Source organism: Vibrio sp. 1641, assembly GCF_033339995.1.
GTDB classification, from domain to species: Bacteria; Pseudomonadota; Gammaproteobacteria; order Enterobacterales; family Vibrionaceae; genus Vibrio; species Vibrio alginolyticus.
In genome coordinates, this window is the sequence record NZ_JAWOVP010000002.1 from 605,575 (window position 1) to 628,388 (window position 22,814).

At 43.6% G+C, this 22,814-nt stretch carries 20 protein-coding genes; 11 read left to right on the top strand and 9 right to left on the bottom strand.

Features of this window, described 5'->3' with window-relative positions:
- Nucleotides 1–3 precede the first annotated feature (3 nt).
- From R7Z47_RS06590 to yegS, 8 genes are all read left to right on the top strand, one after another.
- Nucleotides 4–966, top strand: a complete 963-nt coding sequence (locus R7Z47_RS06590) for a DUF58 domain-containing protein (RefSeq protein ID WP_213971543.1) — start codon at nucleotides 4–6, stop codon at nucleotides 964–966.
- Complete coding sequence (locus R7Z47_RS06595) at nucleotides 967–1,545, top strand: DUF4381 domain-containing protein (RefSeq protein ID WP_318129908.1); 579 nt, start codon at nucleotides 967–969, stop codon at nucleotides 1,543–1,545.
- A complete protein-coding gene (locus R7Z47_RS06600; protein WP_318122015.1) occupies nucleotides 1,538–2,608 on the top strand; it encodes a VWA domain-containing protein in 1,071 nt (356 codons plus the stop codon). The genes R7Z47_RS06595 and R7Z47_RS06600 overlap by 8 nt, the downstream gene beginning before the upstream one ends.
- The gene (locus tag R7Z47_RS06605; protein ID WP_318123746.1) at nucleotides 2,601–4,331 is read left to right on the top strand and encodes a vWA domain-containing protein; all 1,731 of its coding nucleotides are present in this window, start codon (nucleotides 2,601–2,603) and stop codon (nucleotides 4,329–4,331) included. The genes R7Z47_RS06600 and R7Z47_RS06605 overlap by 8 nt, the downstream gene beginning before the upstream one ends.
- Nucleotides 4,328–5,629 carry a BatD family protein gene (locus R7Z47_RS06610; protein WP_318118955.1) on the top strand — a complete coding sequence of 434 codons (1,302 nt, stop codon included), beginning with the start codon at nucleotides 4,328–4,330 and terminating at the stop codon, nucleotides 5,627–5,629. The genes R7Z47_RS06605 and R7Z47_RS06610 overlap by 4 nt, the downstream gene beginning before the upstream one ends.
- 49 nt (nucleotides 5,630–5,678) lie before the next feature.
- A complete protein-coding gene (locus tag R7Z47_RS06615) occupies nucleotides 5,679–6,104 on the top strand; it encodes a bifunctional diaminohydroxyphosphoribosylaminopyrimidine deaminase/5-amino-6-(5-phosphoribosylamino)uracil reductase RibD (protein WP_318118956.1) in 426 nt (141 codons plus the stop codon).
- A 172-nt stretch (nucleotides 6,105–6,276) separates the two neighbouring features.
- Nucleotides 6,277–7,182 carry a LysR family transcriptional regulator gene (locus R7Z47_RS06620; RefSeq protein ID WP_005376541.1) on the top strand — a complete coding sequence of 302 codons (906 nt, stop codon included), beginning with the start codon at nucleotides 6,277–6,279 and terminating at the stop codon, nucleotides 7,180–7,182.
- An 8-nt stretch (nucleotides 7,183–7,190) separates the two neighbouring features.
- Nucleotides 7,191–8,093, top strand: a complete 903-nt coding sequence (gene yegS, locus R7Z47_RS06625) for a lipid kinase YegS (RefSeq protein ID WP_318118958.1) — start codon at nucleotides 7,191–7,193, stop codon at nucleotides 8,091–8,093.
- A gap of 81 nt (nucleotides 8,094–8,174) precedes the next feature.
- On the opposite strand, the gene R7Z47_RS06630 is transcribed toward yegS, so the two are convergent.
- The 4 genes from R7Z47_RS06630 to R7Z47_RS06645 all read right to left on the bottom strand — a co-directional run bounded on the left by R7Z47_RS06630 (nucleotide 8,175) and on the right by R7Z47_RS06645 (nucleotide 12,252).
- Nucleotides 8,175–8,510 carry a YgiW/YdeI family stress tolerance OB fold protein gene (locus R7Z47_RS06630; protein ID WP_042520734.1) on the bottom strand — a complete coding sequence of 112 codons (336 nt, stop codon included), beginning with the start codon at nucleotides 8,508–8,510 and terminating at the stop codon, nucleotides 8,175–8,177.
- A 15-nt stretch (nucleotides 8,511–8,525) separates the two neighbouring features.
- Nucleotides 8,526–9,173 carry an AcfA family outer membrane beta-barrel protein gene (locus R7Z47_RS06635; RefSeq protein WP_005376538.1) on the bottom strand — a complete coding sequence of 216 codons (648 nt, stop codon included), beginning with the start codon at nucleotides 9,171–9,173 and terminating at the stop codon, nucleotides 8,526–8,528.
- Nucleotides 9,174–9,338: 165 nt separating this feature from the next.
- Nucleotides 9,339–10,952: a VRR-NUC domain-containing protein gene (locus tag R7Z47_RS06640; protein ID WP_318129909.1), complete on the bottom strand. Its 1,614-nt coding sequence runs from the start codon at nucleotides 10,950–10,952 to the stop codon at nucleotides 9,339–9,341.
- Between the two features lie 67 nt (nucleotides 10,953–11,019).
- Entirely contained in the window at nucleotides 11,020–12,252 is a 1,233-nt protein-coding gene (locus R7Z47_RS06645; RefSeq protein WP_005388232.1) for an OFA family MFS transporter, read from the bottom strand.
- Between the two features lie 576 nt (nucleotides 12,253–12,828).
- On the opposite strand from R7Z47_RS06645, the gene R7Z47_RS06650 reads away from it, so the two are divergent.
- Nucleotides 12,829–13,185 carry a hypothetical protein gene (locus tag R7Z47_RS06650; RefSeq protein ID WP_005376535.1) on the top strand — a complete coding sequence of 119 codons (357 nt, stop codon included), beginning with the start codon at nucleotides 12,829–12,831 and terminating at the stop codon, nucleotides 13,183–13,185.
- Nucleotides 13,186–13,287: 102 nt separating this feature from the next.
- Here the strand turns inward: R7Z47_RS06650 and dcuC are convergent, their stop codons facing one another.
- Both dcuC and R7Z47_RS06660 read right to left on the bottom strand, forming a co-directional pair.
- Nucleotides 13,288–14,655 (bottom strand): anaerobic C4-dicarboxylate transporter DcuC, encoded by a 1,368-nt coding sequence (gene dcuC / locus R7Z47_RS06655; RefSeq protein ID WP_005376528.1) that lies wholly within the window; start codon nucleotides 14,653–14,655, stop codon nucleotides 13,288–13,290.
- Between the two features lie 359 nt (nucleotides 14,656–15,014).
- Nucleotides 15,015–16,139 (bottom strand): acyl-CoA desaturase, encoded by a 1,125-nt coding sequence (locus R7Z47_RS06660; protein ID WP_017821552.1) that lies wholly within the window; start codon nucleotides 16,137–16,139, stop codon nucleotides 15,015–15,017.
- A 271-nt stretch (nucleotides 16,140–16,410) separates the two neighbouring features.
- Here R7Z47_RS06660 and R7Z47_RS06665 point away from each other — a divergent pair, with 271 nt between their 5' ends.
- Nucleotides 16,411–16,959: a GNAT family N-acetyltransferase gene (locus tag R7Z47_RS06665; protein WP_005376525.1), complete on the top strand. Its 549-nt coding sequence runs from the start codon at nucleotides 16,411–16,413 to the stop codon at nucleotides 16,957–16,959.
- A gap of 89 nt (nucleotides 16,960–17,048) precedes the next feature.
- Here R7Z47_RS06665 and R7Z47_RS06670 read toward each other — a convergent pair whose 3' ends face one another.
- The gene (locus R7Z47_RS06670) at nucleotides 17,049–17,666 is read right to left on the bottom strand and encodes an HAD family hydrolase (protein ID WP_005388227.1); all 618 of its coding nucleotides are present in this window, start codon (nucleotides 17,664–17,666) and stop codon (nucleotides 17,049–17,051) included.
- Nucleotides 17,667–18,029: 363 nt separating this feature from the next.
- Between R7Z47_RS06670 and R7Z47_RS06675 the strand changes: the two genes are divergently transcribed.
- Nucleotides 18,030–20,075, top strand: a complete 2,046-nt coding sequence (locus R7Z47_RS06675) for a response regulator (RefSeq protein ID WP_262606766.1) — start codon at nucleotides 18,030–18,032, stop codon at nucleotides 20,073–20,075.
- A 103-nt stretch (nucleotides 20,076–20,178) separates the two neighbouring features.
- On the opposite strand, the gene cqsA is transcribed toward R7Z47_RS06675, so the two are convergent.
- Nucleotides 20,179–21,360, bottom strand: coding sequence for an alpha-hydroxyketone-type quorum-sensing autoinducer synthase (cqsA, locus tag R7Z47_RS06680; protein ID WP_262606765.1), 1,182 nt, complete (start codon nucleotides 21,358–21,360; stop codon nucleotides 20,179–20,181).
- A gap of 337 nt (nucleotides 21,361–21,697) precedes the next feature.
- Nucleotides 21,698–22,642, bottom strand: coding sequence for a ribosome biogenesis GTPase YlqF (ylqF, locus tag R7Z47_RS06685; protein ID WP_262606764.1), 945 nt, complete (start codon nucleotides 22,640–22,642; stop codon nucleotides 21,698–21,700).
- Nucleotides 22,643–22,814 lie beyond the last annotated feature (172 nt).

Below are 22,814 nucleotides of genomic sequence, written 5' to 3' on the forward strand. Positions count from 1 at the left end.
ATTATGGCTAAGCCAACTCTTGCGCCAAAATCACAGGGGATGGATCCTCGTTTGTACTGCGATTACGCTCGTTTAGTACGTCTTCAAGCACAAGCAGAATCATTCAGTTTACTTCCTCACCTAAAGGCGGGTAGCGTTCTCTCTGGCCGACACAATTCGTTGTTTCGCGGTCGTGGATTGAACTTCGAAGAGCTGCGCCATTACCAATTAGGTGATGATATTCGTAACCTTGATTGGAAAGTTACGATGCGTACGGGTAAGCCGCATGTACGCAGTTATACAGAAGAAAAAGATCGCAACGTAATCGTGTGTGTCGACCAGAGAAGCACAATGTTTTTTGCTTCGACGCAAGTAATGAAATCAGTTGTCGCGGCAGAGATCGCAGCGATGTGTGGGTGGCGAGTATTAAAAGATGGCGACCGAGTCGGTTTTGTCATCGCATCCCCGCAGGCGTTGTTTCACAGCAAGGCACAGCGTTCGCAAAACGATCTTCTGGCGCAACTTAAACGTCTCGCTAAAGCCAATAAATCGCTCAATGTGGACTCCCGCAACTCCGAAAAAGTAACGTTCAGTCAATGGATTGAGCTCATTAAACGCATGAAGCTCAAGCAATCCACTTTGATTTTTATCAGCGACTGGAGCGACTGCGAGGAGCACCATCTTGATCACCTTAAACAGCTGCAACAGCACAATGATGTTCTCGCAGTGATGGTTAGTGACCCATTAGAACAAACGTTACCAGACGATTTGGCAAAATCGAAATGGGTGGTTGGTGATGGGCAGTATCAACTCAATTTAGACAGCAAAGCAAAGGTAGAAGCCGCGAGCGCAAAGCTTGAGGCTCGAACCAGCTTACAGCGTCAATCACTCTCTCAACTTATGGCGATGAAACACCTTCCGCACATTGAACTCGATACGACTGGCGAGCACATTAAACAATTTCAAAAACTGGTAGGAGGGCGTTAAATGAGTGGTCTTCCTACGCCTCCGAGTACCTACATACTCAGTGAGTTACATGATGTGGCCGTGCCACCAAGCGTGAGTTGGTATCCGCAAACTATTGGCTGGAAAATTTTAGCGGCGGTTGCGCTCATTGCATTGGTGTATGTCGCGTATCGTTTGGCTCAACAGTGGTGGTGTAACCGCTACCGACAAGAAGCTCTGTTGGCGATTTCGCAAATCAAACCGAGCGACAAAGGCATGCCTAAAGCATTGTTCTCTGTGCTTAAAATTGTGTTGATTCATGTTGATAGCCGTAACGCGAAATTGTTTGATACCGCCTTTTTGCGCAAGCTCGATGCGCTATATCTGCAAACCGGAGATTCTCAAGCAAACTCGCAAGTGGTCTTTAACGATGAGCTTTCAAAGCGTTGGCTACAAAGTATTGTTGACCCAAGCGTTATGCTAACCAACGAAGAGCGAGTAACGCTTATTGCTCGTGCGAAAAACTGGGTGAGTGAACACCGTTGCGATGCTCAAAAAGGCACAACAAAGAAATCACCACTATTGAAACGCAAAGCAAATCAGGGAGGTCAACATGAATGATCTTCTTGTATCGCTAACTGGTTTGTCTGGTTTTGAATTTGCTCACCCACTGTGGTTTCTGATTTTGCCGTTGCCATTGGTGGTATACTACTTGGTGCCTGCATATCGCACTAAGCAAATGGCGATCAAAGTGCCGTTTTTTAGTCAGTTGGTGGAAGCGATTGGCGAGACGCCGTCAGAAGGTGCAAGCCAGTTAACCCCAAGCTGGTGGCAACGAGCAACGTTAATTCTCTCATGGCTTTTGGTGGTGTGTGCGATGGCAAAACCCACCGTGTTAGGCGAGCCTCAAGTTCGCGAGAGTTTAGGGCGCGATGTGATGGTGGTGGTGGATCTTTCGGGCTCCATGGCCGAGCCAGATTTCACCTCACGTACAGGCGAAAAAATTTCTCGTCTTGATGCGGCAAAAGAAGTGCTGTCGGAGTTTGTTCAGTCTCGTAAAGGTGACCGATTAGGCTTGGTGCTTTTTGGTGATGCTGCTTTCGTGCAAACGCCATTTACCGCAGACCAAAAAGTGTGGCTCGAACTGCTTAACCAAACCGATGTGGCAATGGCAGGGCAGAGTACCCATCTTGGTGATGCGATTGGCTTAGCGATTAAAGTTTTTGAGCAAAGCGATAAGTCGCGTAGTGCTTTAGAACAAGACCAAAACCGTGAAAAAGTCGCGATTGTATTAACCGATGGTAACGACACGGGCAGTTTTGTTGAACCGATTGATGCGGCGAAAGTTGCGAAAGCCAAAGGCGTGAGAGTACACGTCATTGCGATGGGCGATCCGGAAACGATAGGTGAAACCGCGTTGGATATGGACACGATTCATCGCATTGCGAAAGAATCCGGCGGTGAAGCGTTTGAAGCACTCAACCGTGATGAACTATCGGCTGCCTACGACGAAATTGGCAAACTGGAACCTCAACTTTACGAAAGCACTACATACCGCCCAAAACAAAGCCTTCATCATTACTTGATGGCGTTAGTGGTCATCATGCATTTGCTCGCGTTCAGCGTCGCAACACTCAAAAGAAGGGCTGTTACACGATCATCATTAGGAGAGGGCGATGTTTGATTCTCTTAGTTGGACGCAATTCTTTACGCAGTTTCATTTTATTCGACCACAGTGGTTACTGGCTTTGGTCCCCATGTTTTTCTTGGTGTGGTTACGCTGGCGAGAAGAAAGCAAGCCAAGCTGGAAGGATATTCTGCCCGAACATTTACGCAATGCTTTGACGATAGGTGAGCGAGGCTGGCGTAAGCAACTGCCGCTTAAGCTCTTGATGCTGATTGTGTTCATCGCCATTGTGATTTGTGCAGGCCCAACGTGGCAACGTGAATCTTCCCCCTTTGGCGAAGATAAAGCCTCTATGCTTGTGGTGCTTGATAACAGTGACTCGATGCTGCAAAAAGATCTCCCACCAAGCCGCCTTGAGCGTTCCAAACAGAAAATACGCGATTTGCTAGCCGCGCGAAAAGGCGGAAAAACGGGTTTAGTCGTGTTCGCGGGCAGTGCTCATGTCGCGATGCCTATAACTCAAGACAGCAAAGTATTTGACCCGTTTTTGGCGGCCATTACGCCAGAAATTATGCCCGTGCAAGGTAAGCTTGCCGAAAAAGCATTGCCGTTAATTGACCAACAATTGCAAGGTCAACCAGGCTCCACTGTTCTGTTGGTGAGTGATGGCGTTAATCCAGCCACGATTGAGCAATACCAAGCGTATTTCTCGGGCAAACCTTATCAACTGTTAATTCTTGCGGCAGGGAATGCTGACATTGTGAGTAACAACCCAATGGATTTGGATTCTCTACAAGAACTGGCTAGTCAGGCTAACGGTCGATTGGTGGAAGTGACCGTCGATAATAGTGATATCGAGCAACTGAATCGATACGTTGAGCGCAATATGCAGCTTAATGGCGAATCTTCAATGCCTTGGAAAGACATGGGGTATCAAATTCTGTTCCCAATCGCGCTGATCATGATGCTGTGGTTTAGAAAAGGGTGGTTAGTGCAGTGGTGCGTGATTGTAATGGTGAGCGGCACGTTATTGATGCCAACAAGTGCATTGGCCGAGAACATTTCAGTTAAAGCCGAGCAGCCACAAGTTGTGCAAAAAGTGACGGCTTTCGACAAGGTGGCGCAATGGTGGTGGGATTTGTGGCTAACGCCAGATCAACAAGGACAGCGTTTGTTCAACCAACAAGCGTATTTAGAAGCTGCAAAACACTTTGTCGATCCATTACGTAAAGGCACGGCGTACTACTACGCTAGCGAGTTTGAGCTCGCGCACAGTGCGTTTTTGGAAATGCAAAACGACCCGTCCGAAGAGGTTCGAGATTACGGTCTTTATAATGCGGCGAGTGCATTGGCGCGTCAGCGTGAATATTTGGCTGCACGTGACTTGTTAAAATCCCTAGCCAACAAGCCAACGTTGAGCGAGAGGCTAAGACCGGATGTTGAGCATAACTTGAAAGTGATTGGTGGTATTGTAGAGGACATCAACCGGATGAGTGAGAGTCAGGCAGGAACAGAGCAAGAAGCATCAACCGAGCTAGGTGATAACCCTCAAACCGCAGAAGGGGCGGATGAAAAAACGTCAGCGGAGTTGATGATTAAAGAGACGTTAAATGCAGACGACATCATAGGTAGCCAAGAATTAGCCGACAAATGGTTAAAGCGAGTCGAAGCGGATCCTAAATACTTCTTAAATGCGAAGTTTCAGATTCAATTGCGTTCAATAGAAACCGGAGAATCAACCTCTACTGCGAGCGAAAATACAGAGGAGGCGGTGCAATGATGAAAAGTCACCGTTTTACGCCCTTTGCTTTACCCTTGTGGGTAGTTATCTGTTTCGGTTTCCTCCTGAGTAGTAGTGTGTTAGCTCAAGATATTCGTGACGTTCAACGAGAGCATGGTGTAGAGTTACAAGCGTGGGTTGGTCAACAACCAACGGCTGGAGAGAAGCGTAAAACACCAAGCTTTAGCGTCAATGAGCAAGTTATTTTAACCATCGAAGTGGCAACGCCGCGTTGGTTTACGGGTGGTACGAGAATTGGCAATATTGAAATGCCCAATGTTATCGCCAAACAGCGTAATCAACTAGCAACCAACTTTACTGAGCAAAAAGAGGGACAAACTTGGTCGCGTCAACGATGGGAAGTGACTTTGTATCCTCAAGCTTCTGGTGATTTTGTGATTCCACCTGTCGCAGTGGGCGTTCAGGTGTCTGCGCCGGACGGCGAGAAGGTGTCAGGCACACTTTACACGCAGCCGATTAAGTTCAAAACCGTCTTGCCATCGGGCCTGCTGAGTGGTGAGACACCTTGGTTTTCTGCAACAGATGTAGAGGTAAAGCAAGAGTGGGATACCTCCACTGAGTCACTCAAAGTTGGGGATGCAATCACGCGTAAAATCACCATTTCGGCTCAAGATTCACTATCTGTATTGCTACCAGACTTGTTGAAAGGAGAATCAACAACCCGTTATCAAGCGTATCCTCAACCCCACCGTTTGACAGATACGCAAACACGTGGTGATTACCAGTCAACACGCACAGAAGAGAGCGTGTACGTGATTCAACAAGGTGGTGAATTAACCCTGCCAGATTATGAGTTCCGTTGGTGGAACAGTAAGACTCAGCAAGTGGAAACGGTGATGTTAGAGGGCAAAACTTTTGCCGCGAAGCACACGTTGAAGTCCTTTATCAGAACGTACTTTGCATGGATTGTTTCCACGCTTGTGTTGCTGGGTTTTGTGATTATTTCATTGGTAGCCATTAAACGTTACTACCGCAACAGACCGACACCAGCATGGCTGACGTTCCACCGTTTGTTAAAGGCTAAACGTTGGTCTGAAGCAAGGACCATATTGTACAAACAATTGCGTTTAAATACGGCCGAGCTAGAAATGACCAAAGCCGATACGAGTGAATCGTGGCAAAAAAGTGCGTCGCGAATGCAAAATGGTGAAAATAGCGCTCATTTACTGAAGTCGATGTGGCGCAAAGTCCAGACCAAACAAAAACGCTTTAAATTCCGTATTCCGCGAGCGTTACCAGAACTGGACAAAGTCATTGGAAGAGATGGCAATGAATAAAACGGGGCGCTAATATAGCGCCTCGTTTTTATTAGATAATAGAGTTCAAATGAGCCAAGAGTTTATGCGCCGCGCATTGGAAGTGTCCAAAAATGCGCTTCCTGAATGTCAACCCAACCCGCCGGTTGGCTGCGTGTTAGTGAAAGACAATCAAATCGTTTCTGAAGGTCATACTCAAGCGATTGGTGGCAGTCACGCGGAAGTGGAAGCGCTGAATGCGTATCAAGGCTCGTTAGAATCGGTGACGGCATACGTTACGCTGGAACCGTGTTCGTTTGTTGGTCGCACGCCAGCTTGCGCGGTGACATTAGTCAAATCCGGCATAAGCAAAGTCGTCGTAGCCATATTGGACCCCGACCCGCGCAACAGTGGTCGAGGTATCGAGATTCTAAAACAAGCAGGTATAGAGGTAGAAACTGGTTTATGCGGCGAGGAAGTCAGCGAGTTTCTTACCCCTTACCTAGGCAAAGCCTAAGTCAAGCTTTACGTTGCACTACGGTGCCAGTTTATGTAGTGAATGAAGTGCGTCAAAATTGAGTTAAAACTCGTTAAAACAAGCGATACCGCCCATTTATTGCACTTGGCTGCGTGAACGATCATGCTGTTAGATTAAAATAGAGAAAGTGACTTTTGAAAAATTTAATAGCATGAAACCGACCGACCTTAATCTTATTCCCATTTTCACTGCCATCTATGAAGAGCGTAACTTGTCTCGGGCGGCGGCGCGTTTAAACATCACCCAGCCTGCGGTGAGTAAAGCGCTTGCAAGGCTACGTGATATCTACGATGACCCATTGTTTCATCGTTGCGTTAAAGGTGTCGAGCCTACCTCGTTTGCGATGGATATTTATCCTGCTCTTCTAGCTTCAGTACAAAATTTCACTTCGACATTATCGGCCTCTAGTGAGTTTGACCCTAAAGTGTCGAATAGAGTGTTTTCTATTGCCTGTGTGTCCGTTGCAAGCTTTGAGTTGCTACCTCAAGTCATGAAACAAATCCGTGTGTCGGCGCCAAATGTTGCATTAGAAGTACATCCGCTTTTTACGGAAGATTTTGAAAGTGATCTGCGGTTACAACGATACGATTTGATCATTGATATCACACCAAGAGCAAGAACGGTGTTAAAACTGGAAACTGTACTTACGGAGCGTTTGGTGGTGGTATGTAGCGAAGCGCATCCACGCCTGAATGACGAGATTACGGCTGAACAATTTTTTGAAGAAGAACACGTAGTGGTTTCGCAGTGGCAGAGTCGTAAGAGCTTGTTAAACGCCGATGACATTGTCGACTTGGATAAGAGAAAGATTAAGTATCGAGCCTCAGGCGTACTAGAAATGCTCCCAATTATTTGTGGTAGTGAATACATTGGTTTAATGCCAGAGTCGATGATCAACTTGTTCAATAACACCTATCATGTTAAATCTTTATCAATGCCATTTGATGAACAAATGTATGAGCTTTGTACAATCTGGCATCCTAGTCGCACAAACGACAGCGCCCATCAGTGGTTGCGTTCACAGATTAAGCAAGCAGGAAAAGTCATCAACCAATAGGAAGTGCAATGAAAAAGACAATACGTGCCATCCTTAACGGAAAAAAAGCTGGGAATCCAGAGTTAAGAGATGCAATCATGAAAATGAGAGACAAAGGCATCGACGTACAGGTGCGTGTGACGTGGGAATCTCAAGACATGCCACGGCTAGTAAAAGAAGCGGTTGCTGAAGGCATTGAACGTATTGTTGTCGCTGGTGGCGATGGGACCGTCAATGAGGCGGCTTCTGCGATTATTCAAATTGACAAAGAAAAACGCCCTGAGTTAGCCATTATTCCCCTTGGTACCGCCAATGACTTTGCTACCTCTATTCAAGTACCTAATTCCATTAAGGCGTCTTTATCTCTTGCTGTTGAGGGGCAGTCCGCTTTGGTCGATTGCGTCAAAGCGAACGATCGCTGCTTTATTAACGTGGCAACAGCAGGGTTTGGCGCAGAAGTTACAGCAGAAACGCCTGTTGAACTCAAAAACTTTCTTGGCGGTGGAGCTTACACGCTAACTGGTGTTGTAAAAGCACTTGGCTTTAAACCATATGACGGAACAATAACGATTGAAGGTGGTGCGTATCAGGGAGAAATGTTGCTCGGTGCGTTTTGTAATGGGCGCCTTGCTGGAGGTGGGCAAGAGTTAGCTCCAAAAGCGATGATTAATGATGGGCTGATGGATCTAACATTGGTGCGCCCATTTTTACCTCATGAGCTGCCTAAAGTAATCGACGAGATCAATAACCCGAGTGAGAAAGGAGAGTTTGTGAAGTACACAAGAGCAAGCTGGTTGGAGATAGACTTCCCGAATCCATTGCCTCTTAATTTAGATGGAGAACCTTATCATTCGAGAACCATTAGATTTGATGTTCAGCCTAAGAGTATACGATTAGTCGTACCGCAAGATTGTCCTTGCTTGACTAGCTAAACGAGCGTTTTCCATGATTATTGCGTAACACAGCCACTAAAATGTGGCTGTGTTATTTGTGTTGAGGTATCAGTCAGCTTCTTAACGTTTTTGAATTGTCTCAACGTCTATCTGCGTAGTTGTCCAATCTGCGTCAACCTCTCCTCGAATCATTACGGTATCTTTTGGTGTCACTTCTTGACCCATCCAATCTTCGTTGTCGATCTCTACTTCGATCTCACCAGTGTTGTCTTTGAACAAGTAAGTCTCGTTACCAAATGATTGAACAATATGCCCGGTTAGCACTACAGCGCTGTCGTCGGTTGCGTTGCGCGCCTCTTTCACCGTATTGATTGCACTGACTTCTGGACCATTAAACGCGGCGAAAACCGAGCTTGAAAGTAGGGCAAGCATGGATGTTAACAATACTCTTTTCATTATCATCTCCTTATATTAGAAGTAATAAGTTGTGCCTACGTTAAAGGATGCAGTGTTCGCGTATCGGTCTAGTTGATATTTTGCGTTTACACCTATGGTGAGCTGCGGGAAAATTCTGTATTCCGCACCCACTGAGAACATTGCGCCTAGCTCGTTGTTTTTCTCCGCGCTATGGAAAAGCGTGTTGGTCATTTCCACATCGTCGTTCGTGACAAGTTCGTATTCTTGATGTTTAGAAACCTTGGCGTTGTATTCCGTGTACGTTAGACCCGCTTTGAATTTTGTTGTCCATTTATCATTTAATGCATAGTTAAACACAGGAGCCAACGACACTTGCTTGGCTTTGATTGACGCATCCCAATCCATTTCATGATGGTAATCTTTGCCATCGATTGACTTGATACCTAGGTTTTTTGAACGACTATCATCAAGGTCAAACTGGCTGTAACCCAGTTCCAATGCCCAGTTGTCATTAAATGCGTAACCGACAAAGCCTGAGAAAATACCGTCTTCAAGCTCAGGGTTGAGTGTTACGTTGTCAGTTGAAAAGTGAGGTTCCAAATCATGGTCAGTGGTGCCTAGTCCATATTCCAGACCTACATAAGGAGCCGCAGATACCGAAACTGAGCAGGTAACAAGTAACGCAAGAAGTGTTTTGTTCATTTTATTTTGCCTCTTCAAATCAACTTAGTGAGTAGAAGCGCATTTTGTGTGAAGAAGCGTGAAGCGATCGTGAAGAAACGAAAAAATGTTTAGAAAAAAGAGCAAGGGGCGATAACCGAGGGGCGGTTTGAGTGAACAAACACCAAGCTCTTTATATAGAGTAAGTTAAGTTGCTGCGACGTAACACACCGCAAACGGGACATTAAGGCGAGTAAACTCTTTGATCCAACGCCATTGGTTATCCTGGAGTTTATCGCCAGGGCCTTTCACTTCAATCCACTCGAACTCGTTTTCTTTAAAAGCAATGAGATCCGGCATCCCATTACGGTAAAGCTTAAGGTCGCTCAATTGTATTTTGAACAGCGCCATCAGCATATTGGTTGGGATAGTGTTGAGTGCTGTTTCGAGTAGCTCTTTACTTATTAAATTCCAATGTACAAATGGATTACTGATGCCAAACTTCTCATCGTATTTTGTCAATAACATCTGGGTGTTGCCCGCTTCTAGTTCGGCAAAAGCGGTGTCTATCAAAGCTTGGCGCTTGGTAACAAAATCCGAGTGATATAAATCTAAAGGACGGTGTTGATAAGCGTTAATGAATACCCCTTCAATAGGAGCAAAAATCGCATCCCAAAAAGTGAGACCAAGTAATGCATTAAGCAGTGCATTTTCGGCGTAAAATACAGTCCAGCCTAAGGACTCAAAATACGCTTTGCTGGCGAGTTCGACTCTCTGTTGAGATAAATCCAGTTCAAGGCGGTATTCCGTACAGGTTGGCTTCGTCACTCTTGGCACTTTCTCGCCTTGTTTTCGTTTTAACCGTTGCTCAAGTTTTTGTGCAACTTCGATCTCAGACACATCGATCGGTGAGTTAAGCATATCTGTGACAATGTCACAAAATAAATCATCATGGTTTAATTTGTCATAGATACGTGCGCGTCGTTCTCGGCTCGGTGTGAGTTGAGTTTGGCCAAATAGATATAGGGCGGTCTCTAGATCATTAAGCCGTTCGTAATCACGTGCTATGTCATTCAACATGTGCTCGCGTTTACGATCTACGTAACGGTGTTTAACGGGCTGAGGCATTGCCTCAATTAATAAGTCGAGATTGGCTTTGTCTTTTCGGTCAAATTGCCAGTACAGGTTGGCCAACTGGCTCAGTTCAATTAAACGGTCTATTTGCTCACGTGAATCAAAGAAACGGCGCACTTTACTCAATTGATATTGCTCGAACTGATGCAAACCTAAGTCATCAAGCACAAACTGACTTAAGTCTTGATGGGTGTTGGCAAAAAACAGAGTGAGCAACACGTCGATCATATGAGCTGAATTGAGTTTGACGATCGTAAACTCAAGCTTCTCTGTACGATCAAATTCCGCATTACTCAAACGTTCGACAAGGGCGTCTTTCTTGAGTGATTTCGGCAGTTCGGGATAAAGCGCAGAGATTTCTGGTTTGGTCAGTAAATTGGCCGCTAACTCTTGATGAGAAAGGGGAGGGGAAAGGGCTACAAACTCATGTTGACTCAATTCTGCCAGTGCTTCATTGATAGAAGGTATTTCTTGATAACTCAGCTTATCACTTCGAAACCAACATCCCTTTCGGCTATATAAACGCACCAAAAGGCACTGGGCGTGTTTGCTCAAAGAATCAAACGAGCAAAGCCATGCGTGTTCTTCCTTGGTTAGTAAATCGCTGTACCAAGTTACTGCGTGATGAGTCAGCTTAAAGAAGTTCTCTAGATAGTAGTTTGGTGCTAGTTCGATAGGGCTTTCCATAAACGACCGATAACAAAAAAGGCTTAACCCATAGGTTAAGCCTTTTTGCTATCAAATCAATTCGCAATTATGCGTTTTTTAGCTGTGCTACTTTCGCTTCAGACAATGGCTTAGTGATGAACGCTAGTACGATACATACTGCCATCATTGCTGAAGAAATTGTGTAAGCCAAGGTGTAGCCGTCGCCATTTGTCATCGAGAAACCAACAACCGCTGCGCCGATTGCACCACCGATACCCCATGCTGTGTAAAGCACGCCGTAGTTAGTGCCGTAGTTTTTCAGACCGTAGAACTCAGCCGTTAGAGTAGGAAATACCGCTAGAAGTGTGCCGTAACCTACCGCTGCGATTGCTGTACCGATGATCAGTGTAAACTCAGAGTCGAACGTCGCGAACAGCACCATGTTTACGCCTTGTAGAACGAACGCGAGTAGAAGCGTACGAACACCGCCGATTTTATCTGCAAGCATACCCGCGGCAACACGACCGCCAGAGTTGAATACAGCAAGAATAGACGCTAGGTAAACCGCGTTTGGCAAGTTTGCTTGAACGCTTGCGATTGTCGTGATGTTACCGATGATCATTAGACCAACAGAAGCTGCAAACGCGTACATGATCCATAGAGAGTAGAACTGTGGCGTTTTCAACATTGCTTTCCAAGTTAAGTCATCTGACTTTTTCACCGCTTTAGGTGCTTGGCCTTCTTTTACTTTAGGCTCAGCAGGTGTGTAGTCTGCTGGTGGGTTGTTGATGGTTGCTGCAAGAGGAACTGCAATCGCTAGGATACCAACACCAAGAACCATAAAGCTAGTTTGAATGCCCATGCTGTCTATTAGCGCAGAAGTTACTGGCGCAAGGTAAATAGCCGCTAGACCGAAACCTGCCGCAATAATGCCGTTAACCATACCTTTCTTCGAAGCGTGGAACCACTTCATCGCAGAAGGTGATAGGCATGCGTAACCAAAACCGATACCTGCACCTGTGATCACACCGAATGTAATGTTCAACATTAGTGGAGAGTTCACAAAGCCAGACGCGATCATGCCCAGACCTGTAAGAACAGTACCTAGGATAAGGATCATTCGAGGGCCCATGCGGTCTTGAAGAATACCTGCAATAAGAAGACAGATAGAGAAAGTGATGGTTGCAGTTGCGTAAGGTGCAGAAGCTTCTGCAGCACTCCAGCCTGATTCAGTTACCAGTGCCTTGTTGAATACACTCCAAGCATACAGGATGCCAAGACAAAGGTTGATACAGAACCCTGCTAACAGGATGCGCATAGCTTTATCAATCTTGCTCATTTTTATTCTCAGTTTTTCCTCTTATTGGCAATGCCGCAAAGAAGGTTGGTTTAAAGATGTTTTTTCTCAAAATTAGTTTGCGTTTTTCAACGTTTAACGCAATGAGCGCGGATTATAACCAATAAATATGTGATTGGAATCTCTTTTTACGGTTACTGATAAAATAATTTGCAACATTAAAAGTGGATGTGAATTCATGGTTTTGTATGTAGTAAGAACGTTGTAAAAAAGTGACATTTTTTGTTCACTAATAACGAATGATGAGTCAAGACAGAGAGGTTTTACGCTGTTGAGTGCACAGTTCACATTTCAAATAAAAAAATTCAAAATGTTTCCATGTTAACCATCTGTAACAAAAAAGGCGGATTTATCATCTGACTGTCGTAAGTATCAGATGCAAAGGGTTTCTTAATTTTTAATTGTTAACCTTTTGTAATAATTGAAGCTGATTAGCTTTTGTGTTCATTAAGTGAGCAAAAAAGTAACTTGTAATTGCTGATTTTAGGCGCAAAATATGGTGAAAAATGAGTTTTCATTTATGAAGGGATGCTTTTTAGATTTGTTGTGAGGTGACTTATGAAACTGTTCCTATTACTCATGGCTTCGGTATCCGCTGGTATCGCATCAGCAGACCACATCCATTCATTTATGTTGGGCTTATCTATTGCTTCTTTAGCGGTAGGTAGCTGTTATTTCTTCGCATTTCGCAGCTCGCGCTTTCCACAGCTTGCTTTATTCCTACTCATTTGCGGTATGCTTTCTAAGTTGACGATAACCGTAGTCGGTGTGATGTGGGGAATGTCCGCGGAATTAATCACGTCTCCAATCGTATTCGCACTTTCATATTTATTCTTTTCGCTTGCCGTTACCTACTTATGGTTTAGCTACAGAGAGAGCATCACTAAGATTCCTGACCGATTTAAGTCAGCGTAAATCATCACATTAGAATAAAAAAACGCCAGCACATTTGCTGGCGTTTTTAATTAAACGTAATTTTGTTCGGATATTGCTTTTAGTTTGATCGTGGCAATACCGCTAGGCACTCATTGGAACAAGCACCATAGTACCAATAATCACCGTGATAAGGCCTGCTAGAACTGGAACGGATGTGCGTTTTACAACCTCAAACGGGCTGATGTTTGCCATACCTGATGTCGCAACGATTACGCCAGATACTGGTGAGATAGTACGGCCTAGGTTTGATGCTTGAAGCATCGGGATAATTAGGAACGCAGGGTTTAATCCCATTTTAGCAGCTAAAGATGGTGCTAACTCCACGAACGCATAGAAAGGCGCGTTACCCGAACCCGTTGCAATTGCTGCTGCAACTGTCAATGCAGTTAGAATAAGCATTAAAGCAACGCCGCCTGCACCAGCATTATCTGCTAGATGAAGTAGGTTATCGATAGCACCGATAGACATCAGACCTTGTGCAAAAACCCCTGCGGCAACCAAAAGCATCACAACGCCTTTGAACGCGTCAGCCATGCCTGCGTAACAAGAATCTAAATCTTCTAGTGATTTCTTACCATCGAACTTATTTACAACATAATGGATCAGAGCTCCAAGGAAAATCGAACCAACCACAATAGTGTAGATGTCTAGACTAAGTCCTGGAATGGTACGACCGTTGAATAGGAAAACGCCGATGATAGGTAGAAATGGAAGAGCTGCATAAAACGCTGGTGCGTCAGCTTTGATCTCTGATACATCAATTTTTTCCATTGGTGTATTTTCTTTCTTATCTAAGTATTTGTTCCAGAAGAACGCTGCCGCTGCCATGACGATGATTGCGCAAATAGAAACAGGCAACACAGTTTGTACCGCAAACACATCAAGCTCTAAACCAGACTTTTCTGCTGCGATAACAACATCACCAGAAGTAGGAGAAAGGATGATTGCCGCTGGAGAGGCACACACTGCAACGGCTGCTGGACGAGAAATGCCCATCGCGACCATCATTGGGAATAATGTCGCCATTAATAGTACGCCAAGGCCTGTTGCAGAACTTACCGCAAGAGACATTAAACACGCCACAATGTAAGCCGCTACCAAAAGGACGTAAGGAGACTTGATGACAGAAAGCGGTTTAGAGAACTGTTTCACTACCACGTTGTTCGCGCCGATATGAGTCATGTATGACGCAAAACCACAAAGCAGCATGATTTGCATACCAAGACCGCCACCGCGGTATTGAAGCATGTATTTCACGTATTCAAGCGCATCTGTCACCATGTTACCAGTTGAGGTGATTTTTGACGGCAGCACGTCGTGCCCCAAAACGCCAGTCATAAGAAGTAAAGCAATACCAGCGGTCAGTAACACGCCCGCAGCTTTATAGCCTTTGACAATAAAGTAACCCACCGCAATGGTAACCACTAAGCCAATTAAGAGCTCTAACATAGGGATCTCCGAATGTTATGTAAAAAAGAAAGAAACTGTTTCAGTTTATGACAAGGAATTTACAGAATTCTTAGCTGTGGCACGAGACAAATATGAGGCTTGCATGATCTGAGACAAATAATAATTTAATAAATAATTTCGTTAGATTGTATTGTTGGAATTTGGTTTTCTAAGTGTTATATGCTGGTTTGAAGCTATTTATAGGAAGGAAAATATGACTAGGAAAGTGAATGAATAATGAGTGAATTGATTCACAATAGGAAAAAGACTTTACTCAATAAGCAATTATTGGAAAACACTCTTCACAACAAAAAAGCTTCGCGGAAGCGAAGCTAAGTAATCGTAAGAATGAGGATAAACTATGCGTATCGACGAACCATAAGGTTCCAACTACGTTGCTGCCGTTCGAACTCTGCTTTAATTTGCTGGTACTTCATTTTCGTTACAGAACATTCGTATTTTTTTACCACACTGGCAGTTTTGGCACCGAGTACTTCTTTGCGCATCTCGTAGTATTCCTGCATGTGATGAACTAGAGTATCAAACTCGTGCTGTAGTTGATCGAGGATCGTTTGCGTATTCGGTTTCGATTCTAGCTTTTCTCTTGCTTTCTTCAAAAGTTGACTCGCACGGGCTTTTTCAATTCTAAATGTAGGCGTTGTGCGCAACTTAGATGTGAGTCCTAGCCAAGAACATGACTTTATCAACCACTTCGTTGGGTCGTAATGCCACCAATACACGCCATTGCGATAGTCATTCTCGAAAATATGATGGAAATTATGGTAACCCTCTCCAAATGTGAAAAAGGCGAGTACACCATTATCGCGAGCAGTGTTTTTGTCTGTGAAAGTTTGCTTACCCCAAATATGTGCGAGGGAGTTAATGAAAAAAGTCGTATGGTGACTCATAAAGAGTCGAGCCGCACCAACGACCAATAACATCCCCCAGATATCACCGTAGATCAGTCCGAGCATGACTGGGAAACCAATATTAGTCAGTAGGGCAAGTGGAACATAATACTTATGCTGCCACATGACGATTTTGTCGCGCTTTAGGTCACGGCAGTTTGTATATTCGTTTTCCTTTGATTTATTGTAATCACGTAACATCCACCCAATGTGAGAATACCAAAAACCCCGCTTGGCTGAGTACGGATCTTTATCGTTATTGTCGACATGTTTGTGATGCACACGATGATCAGAAGACCAATGTAATGCACTATTTTGCAAAGAAAATGCTCCTCCAATCGCAAAAATGGCGCGCAAAATAGGATGAGCTTCGTACGTTTTGTGGCTCCAGAGACGATGATAGCCTGCTGTAATAGAAAGGTTAGTAAAACTAAATGCAATCACTCCCCAAATTAGATGTTCCCAACCCAGTCCAAAATGATATGCATACCAAGGCATTACAATAAAAGTCAGAACAAAACTGGCAGAAAATATTAATGTATTCAACCAGATAACAGGTGGTTTGTTTTGAGTCACAGGTGTATCCCTAACTTTGAGCTAACAACTGTTCGCTAGAATATCAGCGTACACATGTAAGTCAAATTAAAGTTAGACAAATGTGACTATTCCTTTGGGTGTAGATTAAGGAACTTGATGGGATATTTTGCTTTTAATTGAATAATGAGTAGTATTAAAAAGTGAGCTCTGGCTTAAGGTGTATAAAATCTGCCAAGAAACAAGTGTTATAAAGGTGGAATATACCGAGACTCTATAAAGAAGCAAAAATGTAAGAAAATAGGAATACGTAATGGATTTACGATTAGCGGAATATAAGGATTACGAGCGCATTGCGCATCTTCATGCGGATAGCTGGAAGCGTCATTACCGTGGCATTCTTAGTGATAACTATCTTGAGAAAGAAGCGATTGACGACAAACTACTGATTTGGCAAACCCGTTTGACCAACCCACCATTCAATCAGCACATTGTCTTGGCGGAGGAGGGAGGTTTGCTACTTGGCTTTGTTTGTGTGTTCGGCAACCATGATTTCGAGCGTGGAACCTTTATTGACGCATTGCATGTTGATGACAGTTACCGTGGTCGTGGGATTGGTAAGCAGCTATTACTTGCTGTCGCCGAATGGCAACAGCAGTACTTTAAAGACACAGGTCTTTATTTAGAAGTTGTGTCGCAAAACATTTCTGCGATTGAATTCTATCGCCACATTGGTGGACAAGAGGATCAAGAGCGAACTTGGCGCGCACCTGATGGCAAAGAGGTGTTAGAAAAAGTATTCCGTTGGAAGAACGCCCAGTCATTAGTTAGTGGGATTGAGGAAAACGTGATTTACTCCTAACCTAGCGTTCTAAAACACTAGATAAGAGCAGTCTCAACACTGCTCTTTTTTGTTTATGCACCCTAACGTTATGTGTTATTAAAAGCTTTCTAGAAGTTAACCCCCATGGCTTTTAGTTCGAGCTCACATTGCTGAGCATTTTCAAACTGAATAGCAGCCATGCCAACTGCTCGGGCACCTTCAACATTGTAAGGCATGTCATCAAGAAATACTGTCTCTTCGGGGTTAAGCTGATACTTTGAAAGTAGAGTTTGGTAGATCTCCGCTTGTGGTTTTAGTAATTGAACTTCAGAAGAGATGATTGCTCCATCAAACAGTGGCCAAAACTCATAGGTAGTACGAAGATGTTCCACAATTTCGTTGATGTTGTCTGTGAGCGCATATACGCCATATCCGGCTCTTTTTACTCGTTTTAACAGCTCTATACTGCCGTAAAGTAATATTTGAGTGTGTTTTACATAATAAAAGAAGCGGTCCATTTCTTCCGTCGTTACTTGGTGTTCACGTTGATAACGCTGTTTTGCTTCCCTTTCGGAGATCGTCCCTTTATTTAAATCTTTCCAGATTTGTGATGAAAATAGCATCTGAGCCATTTTCTCTGACTCTACGGAACCACCAAATGTTAAGCGAACGATTTCTACTGGAGACCAGCGTACCAATACATTACCTACATCAAAAATGACATTTTTTATCTGGAAAGAATTCATGACACACCCCAAGCCAATTGTTTGTCACCGCGCTATATGCGGTGAGTGCTGTTTTTAAATCGTTGGAAAGCCGTGCCAAAGGCGCGACTTAAGTTTCTAGAACAAAATGAGATTAACATCCAATTGGATACAGAGCGATTATCGCAAAATTACACTAAACTATATGCAACTTTGTTTATTTGGTTGTAAATCAAGTGCAGCTGTCTTAAAAGATTGAAACTAAAGATAAGTATTGCGAGCTGTTTACGTCATTTCGCGCTGCTTATAAATGATGATTAATATATAATTAGTTAATAATAAAATGATAAAAGTGAATCAAAATCACATTGTTGTGCGTCAGGCGGAGTAAGCAAAACAGATTATATGGACTCGATACGTAAGGTTTATCAATATGCAGAACCAAACCTAACTCTCGTTGGCTGGATGGGGTTTCTTGGCTTTCCGCTGTACTACTTTGTCTGGGAGTTTGCCTTTCCACAGGCTTATGAAAATTTACCTCTTAGATTGTTTTGCTCGTTATTGTTTTTCGGCATCATTTTTAGAAACCGCTTATCATCGACTTGGAGAGATTATGTTCCTATTTACTACCAAGTGACGATAACGCTGTGCTTACCGTTTTTCTTTTTTTATATGTTACTGATGAATGACTGGTCCAATGTATGGGTTATGTCGTTTATGTCTGCAATTTTCTTACACATTTTACTGGTTCATGTTACTAGGGTCATGTTTGCTCAAACCTTTGCTGGGATAGGTTTAGCAACATTCTTCGCTTGGGTTGCAAAAGGGTTCCATCTTGACTTGACCATGGATTGGACTCATGTGCCAATCTTTCTGTTTATTTATGTCTTCGGTAATTTGTTCTATTTTCGTAACCAAGTTGAACATGAAGCGAAAGTCTCGCTGGCAAAATCATTCGGGGCAGGTATTGCACATGAAATGCGTAACCCGTTGAGTGGGCTTTGCACTTCAATAGATGTTATCCAGTCGATCTTGCCCAACATGAAAGAGGCAGGAAAAGAGCAGTACGTCATGAGTGTAGAGGATGTCACCTTATTACGTGAAGTGAGTCAGGATGCAATGAACATTATCCAATCGGGTAATGAAACCATCGATTTATTGCTAACTTCGATTGATGAAAATCGAGTTTCTCGTTCTAGCTTCAAACAATATTCAGTTCACTCGGTCGTTGAACAGGCAATTGAAAGCTTCAGTTATAAACGTGCCACTGATCGATTTGCCATATCGCTGGATGCGAGAAGTGAGTTTGAGTTTCTAGGTAGTGATACGTTACTTAAATACGTTATGTATAACCTCTTCAAGAATGCCTTCCATCACCGTAAATCTGAAGATTTTCACATACATGTATCCATGATAAGTTCAGAACGCTTTAATCAAATTGTTGTAACCGATAATGGTGCTGGCATTGCTCCTGATGTTCTACGCAATATCTTTCAAGACTTTTACACCACTGGCAAATCAGGAAGTTATGGTTTGGGTCTACCGTTTTGTAAAAAAGTCATGCGTTCATTTGGGGGGAACATTGAGTGTCAATCTCAGTTAGGGGAGTGGTCTCAATTTACATTAACTTTCCCACTAACGACATCTGATACCGTTACTGAAATCAAAAACGATCTGACTAAACTCAAAACCATTCTAACGGTGACTAGCCAAGATATCTTGGTGTCTAAAGTAACAGATATTAGCCGTTTTATGGGCTTTGACTCGACGATTTTAGATGCCAACCAAGTACTCAAAAAGAAAGAGTACGAGTTCGAATTCGATCTGATTTTTATCGATCTTGAGAGCTTAGATCCAAGAGCAAACCAATTGGATAGATTAGAATCTCTCTTGTCTTTCACTGAAGCACGCATCGTTTATCTTTTTGAGCATCATCCGACTCAGAGAGCACGCAAGGCTGCATATGAACCTATTTGGATCGAAACGCAAGCCTGGTTATTGAATACTAAACTAACTATTGAGCGTCTCTTATATGATTCAAGCTATGTATCGACACCAACGGCCTCGGTGACGTTAGATAATTCAAATAAGCGCACAATTATGGTCGTGGATGATAATGAATCTTTGCGTAAATTCACGGCAATGTTACTTGAAAAGCAAGGCTTTGAAGTGATTCAGAAAGAAGATGGGCAGCAGGCTCTGGATACACTAGAGCAAGAAGATGTTGATCTCATTCTGATGGATATCGAAATGCCAATTATGGATGGTGTAGAAGCGTCTAGGCGAATTCGAAGCTCGGATAAAAACTATGCGTCGGTACCTATTATTGCACATACAGGGGATAGTTCACCTGTCACGTTGGACAAAATTGGGTCTTCGGGTATGTCTGACTTCATCGTAAAACCGGCGGATAAAAATCGCTTGTTCGATAAAATCGCAAACTGGATCTAATCATTCGCGACTTGTTTTCTTGAGGCGAGTTGCTCACAACGAATAACACGAATAAAGAGCTCAGCAAAACTGTTGAGCTCTTTAGTTTTATCTACACACTAACTTATACAAACTCTAAGTCAGGGTGTGCAAATGCTTGTTGGCAGACAGTGAGTACATGATCAACTTCAGCAGCTGTCATGTCGGCATTGACTGAAAAACGGATGATGTTTTTGTTCCTTCCAGTTGCAGGGCGGCAAAACACTGCGCCGTAAACATTTCGCTCTTCGAGAAAATCGCGGACTCGCTCAGTGTTTCTCTCGTTGCCGCATTCTAATGAGATAATTTGTGATTCACTGCGAATAGTAAATCCAATGCGTTTTAAACCAACGGCTAAAGACTTGGCTCTTTCAAACAGAATATCTCGCTTATCATCTGATTTTCTTATGACGTCCAGTGTTTTCTCTAGCCGAATGATCTCTTGCGGTAATACGGTAGAACTAAATATTGCAGGGTACGCCACAAACGGAAGCGTCTTCGCCAGTTTTTCTGGGCCTAAAATCGCGCCAGCACGATAAGCAAATGTCTTGGCAAGACTAACGGTAATAAAATCTACCTTATGAGTTAAGCCAAGACCCTGCAGTATCCCCGCACCTTGTGGACCGTGTGTACCTAAAGAGTGTGATTCATCTACAACCAGGCCGCAGTCAAACTCCTGTGCTATTTCGTAGATATCACGTAGAGGAGCGATGGTCCCGATAGTGCTGTAAACCGAATCCACAACAATGATCCCTGAACCGTGACGTGAAATCTGCTTTCTTAGGTGACTGGTGTTGTTATGCATGAACGGATGAATTTGTGCTCCGGCAATACGTGCGCCTTCCCACAAAGACATATGTGCAAAGAAATCAATGTACACAGGTATGTTCGGTGCACAAATAGTCTGCAATAAACCGACATTCGCAGACCAACCAGATTGAGAAAGTAGACAACTAGGCATACCAACGAAACTGGCTAGTTGCGTTTCAAATACAGGTTTCGATTCATCGTCTTGTAAGAAAATCGCGGACATCACGACGTTGTCATCGTGCTGGGAAATCGCATCACGATGCGCGTTTTGAATCTCCTTATTATGAGACAGTGCAAGGTAATCATTGCTTTGCAGGACAACGGCATTACACGGTGGGCGTTTACCAAGAACAAGGTGTTTTTTGTTCTCATTCGGTTCGATTAGATCTTGAATATAAAAATCTAGGCGTTCCTCGATAAAGGAGGGAAGTGGTTTGCTTTGTATAGTTTCACTCATAATAAATCTCTTCTTCATATGGAAAAACGCCAGCGCTGACACTTATTCATATTGCGGATTTTGGGGAGAGTGTCACTAACCAGGTTGCATAAGTTTGCAGACCCTTGCAAACTCGACATTTGAGGGTTGGATGGTGGCTGTAACTCTATAGGGGCCCGGGGTCTAAACTAGTTTGTGCTTAAAGTTTATACGGCGATTTTGCGGTGTTTTTTCGTGCTTCATATCTGGGATTTTGGATGAGGAATATAAAGTTTGAAAAGTGAAAAAAATGGGCGCATTAGATAACAAAAAAGGCGCGAAAATCGCGCCTTGAAACATGAGTAGATAAGAGACAAGCTTATCGCTTATTACGTAAATAGCGCTTACGACGCTCTTCTTTACGCTTCGCTTTCTCTTCTTCTTTACGGGCGGTTTCAATCTCGACTTCAATCAGCTCTTGAGTGATCATTTCTGGGCGTTCTAATGTAATTTGGCCTAAAGTGCCTTGACGAAGTTCGTGCAATAAGATCTCTGATACTTTGTGCAAGTCAACACGTCCACCTGCACGTAGTGCACCGCGGCGACGACCAATTTCTTCCATGATCTCGATATCTGATTCTGGAAGCTCTTCAATTTGATAACGCTCTTTAAGCTTGTCTGCATAATAAGCTGCTAGGTATTCAATGGTATAGAATGCGACTTCGTCATATTCCATCGCTGTATCTTTTACCGCGCCAGTAGCCGCAAGGCGGAAGCCACTGTGTGGATTTTCCACTTTTGGCCATAAAATCCCTGGAGTATCAGATAATACGATGCCATTTTGCAGGTTGATACGTTGTTGACGACGTGTAACCGCGGGTTGGTTACCTGTTACAGCGATTGTTCGGCCTGCGAGGGTGTTAATGATCGTCGACTTTCCAACGTTTGGGATACCCATGATCATGGTGCGAATGTTTTTACCAATTTCTTCTCGGTGCGGGGCAAGTTTGCGGCAAAGCTCCATGATTCGATGTACTTCTTGTGGTTCAGAAGTAGTGATCGCCATTGCTTTTACATGTTGCTCTTGCTCCAAGTGCTCAATCCACAGTTGAGTTAACTCTGGATCGGCCAAATCACGTTTGTTCAAAACTTTAACGACAGGTTTGTCACCACGGATTTGAGAAATCAAAGGGTTTTCACTACTGAAAGGAATACGAGCATCCAGTACTTCGATGATCACATCCACTTGAGGGATTGCTTCTTCGATCTCTTTACGTGCTTTGTGCATGTGGCCAGGAAACCACTGGATTGAGTTATTAACCATTTGAATTTAATACCTTAATTTTTCTAATGCTCCAGCGGTTGTAAAAGTAGCAATGTGAGTCTTGAGTAATACAATACTAGAATGCATTTTCTAAAACTGTGTTTACTTCAAGCTGCTCGAAACCGCGGAGTTGAGCTTTCTTTCATGTTAATACGTCAGTTTATCATGGAAT

Bases quoted from the DNA above. Each gene is read 5' to 3' on its own strand.
- R7Z47_RS06590 (WP_213971543.1), top strand. From the start codon at position 4: ATGGCTAAGCCAACTCTTGCGCCAAAATCACAGGGGATGGATCCTCGT.
- R7Z47_RS06595 (WP_318129908.1), top strand. From the start codon at position 967: ATGAGTGGTCTTCCTACGCCTCCGAGTACCTACATACTCAGTGAGTTA.
- R7Z47_RS06600 (WP_318122015.1), top strand. From the start codon at position 1,538: ATGAATGATCTTCTTGTATCGCTAACTGGTTTGTCTGGTTTTGAATTT.
- R7Z47_RS06605 (WP_318123746.1), top strand. From the start codon at position 2,601: ATGTTTGATTCTCTTAGTTGGACGCAATTCTTTACGCAGTTTCATTTT.
- R7Z47_RS06610 (WP_318118955.1), top strand. From the start codon at position 4,328: ATGATGAAAAGTCACCGTTTTACGCCCTTTGCTTTACCCTTGTGGGTA.
- R7Z47_RS06615 (WP_318118956.1), top strand. From the start codon at position 5,679: ATGAGCCAAGAGTTTATGCGCCGCGCATTGGAAGTGTCCAAAAATGCG.
- R7Z47_RS06620 (WP_005376541.1), top strand. From the start codon at position 6,277: ATGAAACCGACCGACCTTAATCTTATTCCCATTTTCACTGCCATCTAT.
- yegS (WP_318118958.1), top strand. From the start codon at position 7,191: ATGAAAAAGACAATACGTGCCATCCTTAACGGAAAAAAAGCTGGGAAT.
- R7Z47_RS06630 (WP_042520734.1), bottom strand. From the start codon at position 8,510: ATGAAAAGAGTATTGTTAACATCCATGCTTGCCCTACTTTCAAGCTCG.
- R7Z47_RS06635 (WP_005376538.1), bottom strand. From the start codon at position 9,173: ATGAACAAAACACTTCTTGCGTTACTTGTTACCTGCTCAGTTTCGGTA.
- R7Z47_RS06640 (WP_318129909.1), bottom strand. From the start codon at position 10,952: ATGGAAAGCCCTATCGAACTAGCACCAAACTACTATCTAGAGAACTTC.
- R7Z47_RS06645 (WP_005388232.1), bottom strand. From the start codon at position 12,252: ATGAGCAAGATTGATAAAGCTATGCGCATCCTGTTAGCAGGGTTCTGT.
- R7Z47_RS06650 (WP_005376535.1), top strand. From the start codon at position 12,829: ATGAAACTGTTCCTATTACTCATGGCTTCGGTATCCGCTGGTATCGCA.
- dcuC (WP_005376528.1), bottom strand. From the start codon at position 14,655: ATGTTAGAGCTCTTAATTGGCTTAGTGGTTACCATTGCGGTGGGTTAC.
- R7Z47_RS06665 (WP_005376525.1), top strand. From the start codon at position 16,411: ATGGATTTACGATTAGCGGAATATAAGGATTACGAGCGCATTGCGCAT.
- R7Z47_RS06670 (WP_005388227.1), bottom strand. From the start codon at position 17,666: ATGAATTCTTTCCAGATAAAAAATGTCATTTTTGATGTAGGTAATGTA.
- R7Z47_RS06675 (WP_262606766.1), top strand. From the start codon at position 18,030: ATGGACTCGATACGTAAGGTTTATCAATATGCAGAACCAAACCTAACT.
- cqsA (WP_262606765.1), bottom strand. From the start codon at position 21,360: ATGAGTGAAACTATACAAAGCAAACCACTTCCCTCCTTTATCGAGGAA.
- ylqF (WP_262606764.1), bottom strand. From the start codon at position 22,642: ATGGTTAATAACTCAATCCAGTGGTTTCCTGGCCACATGCACAAAGCA.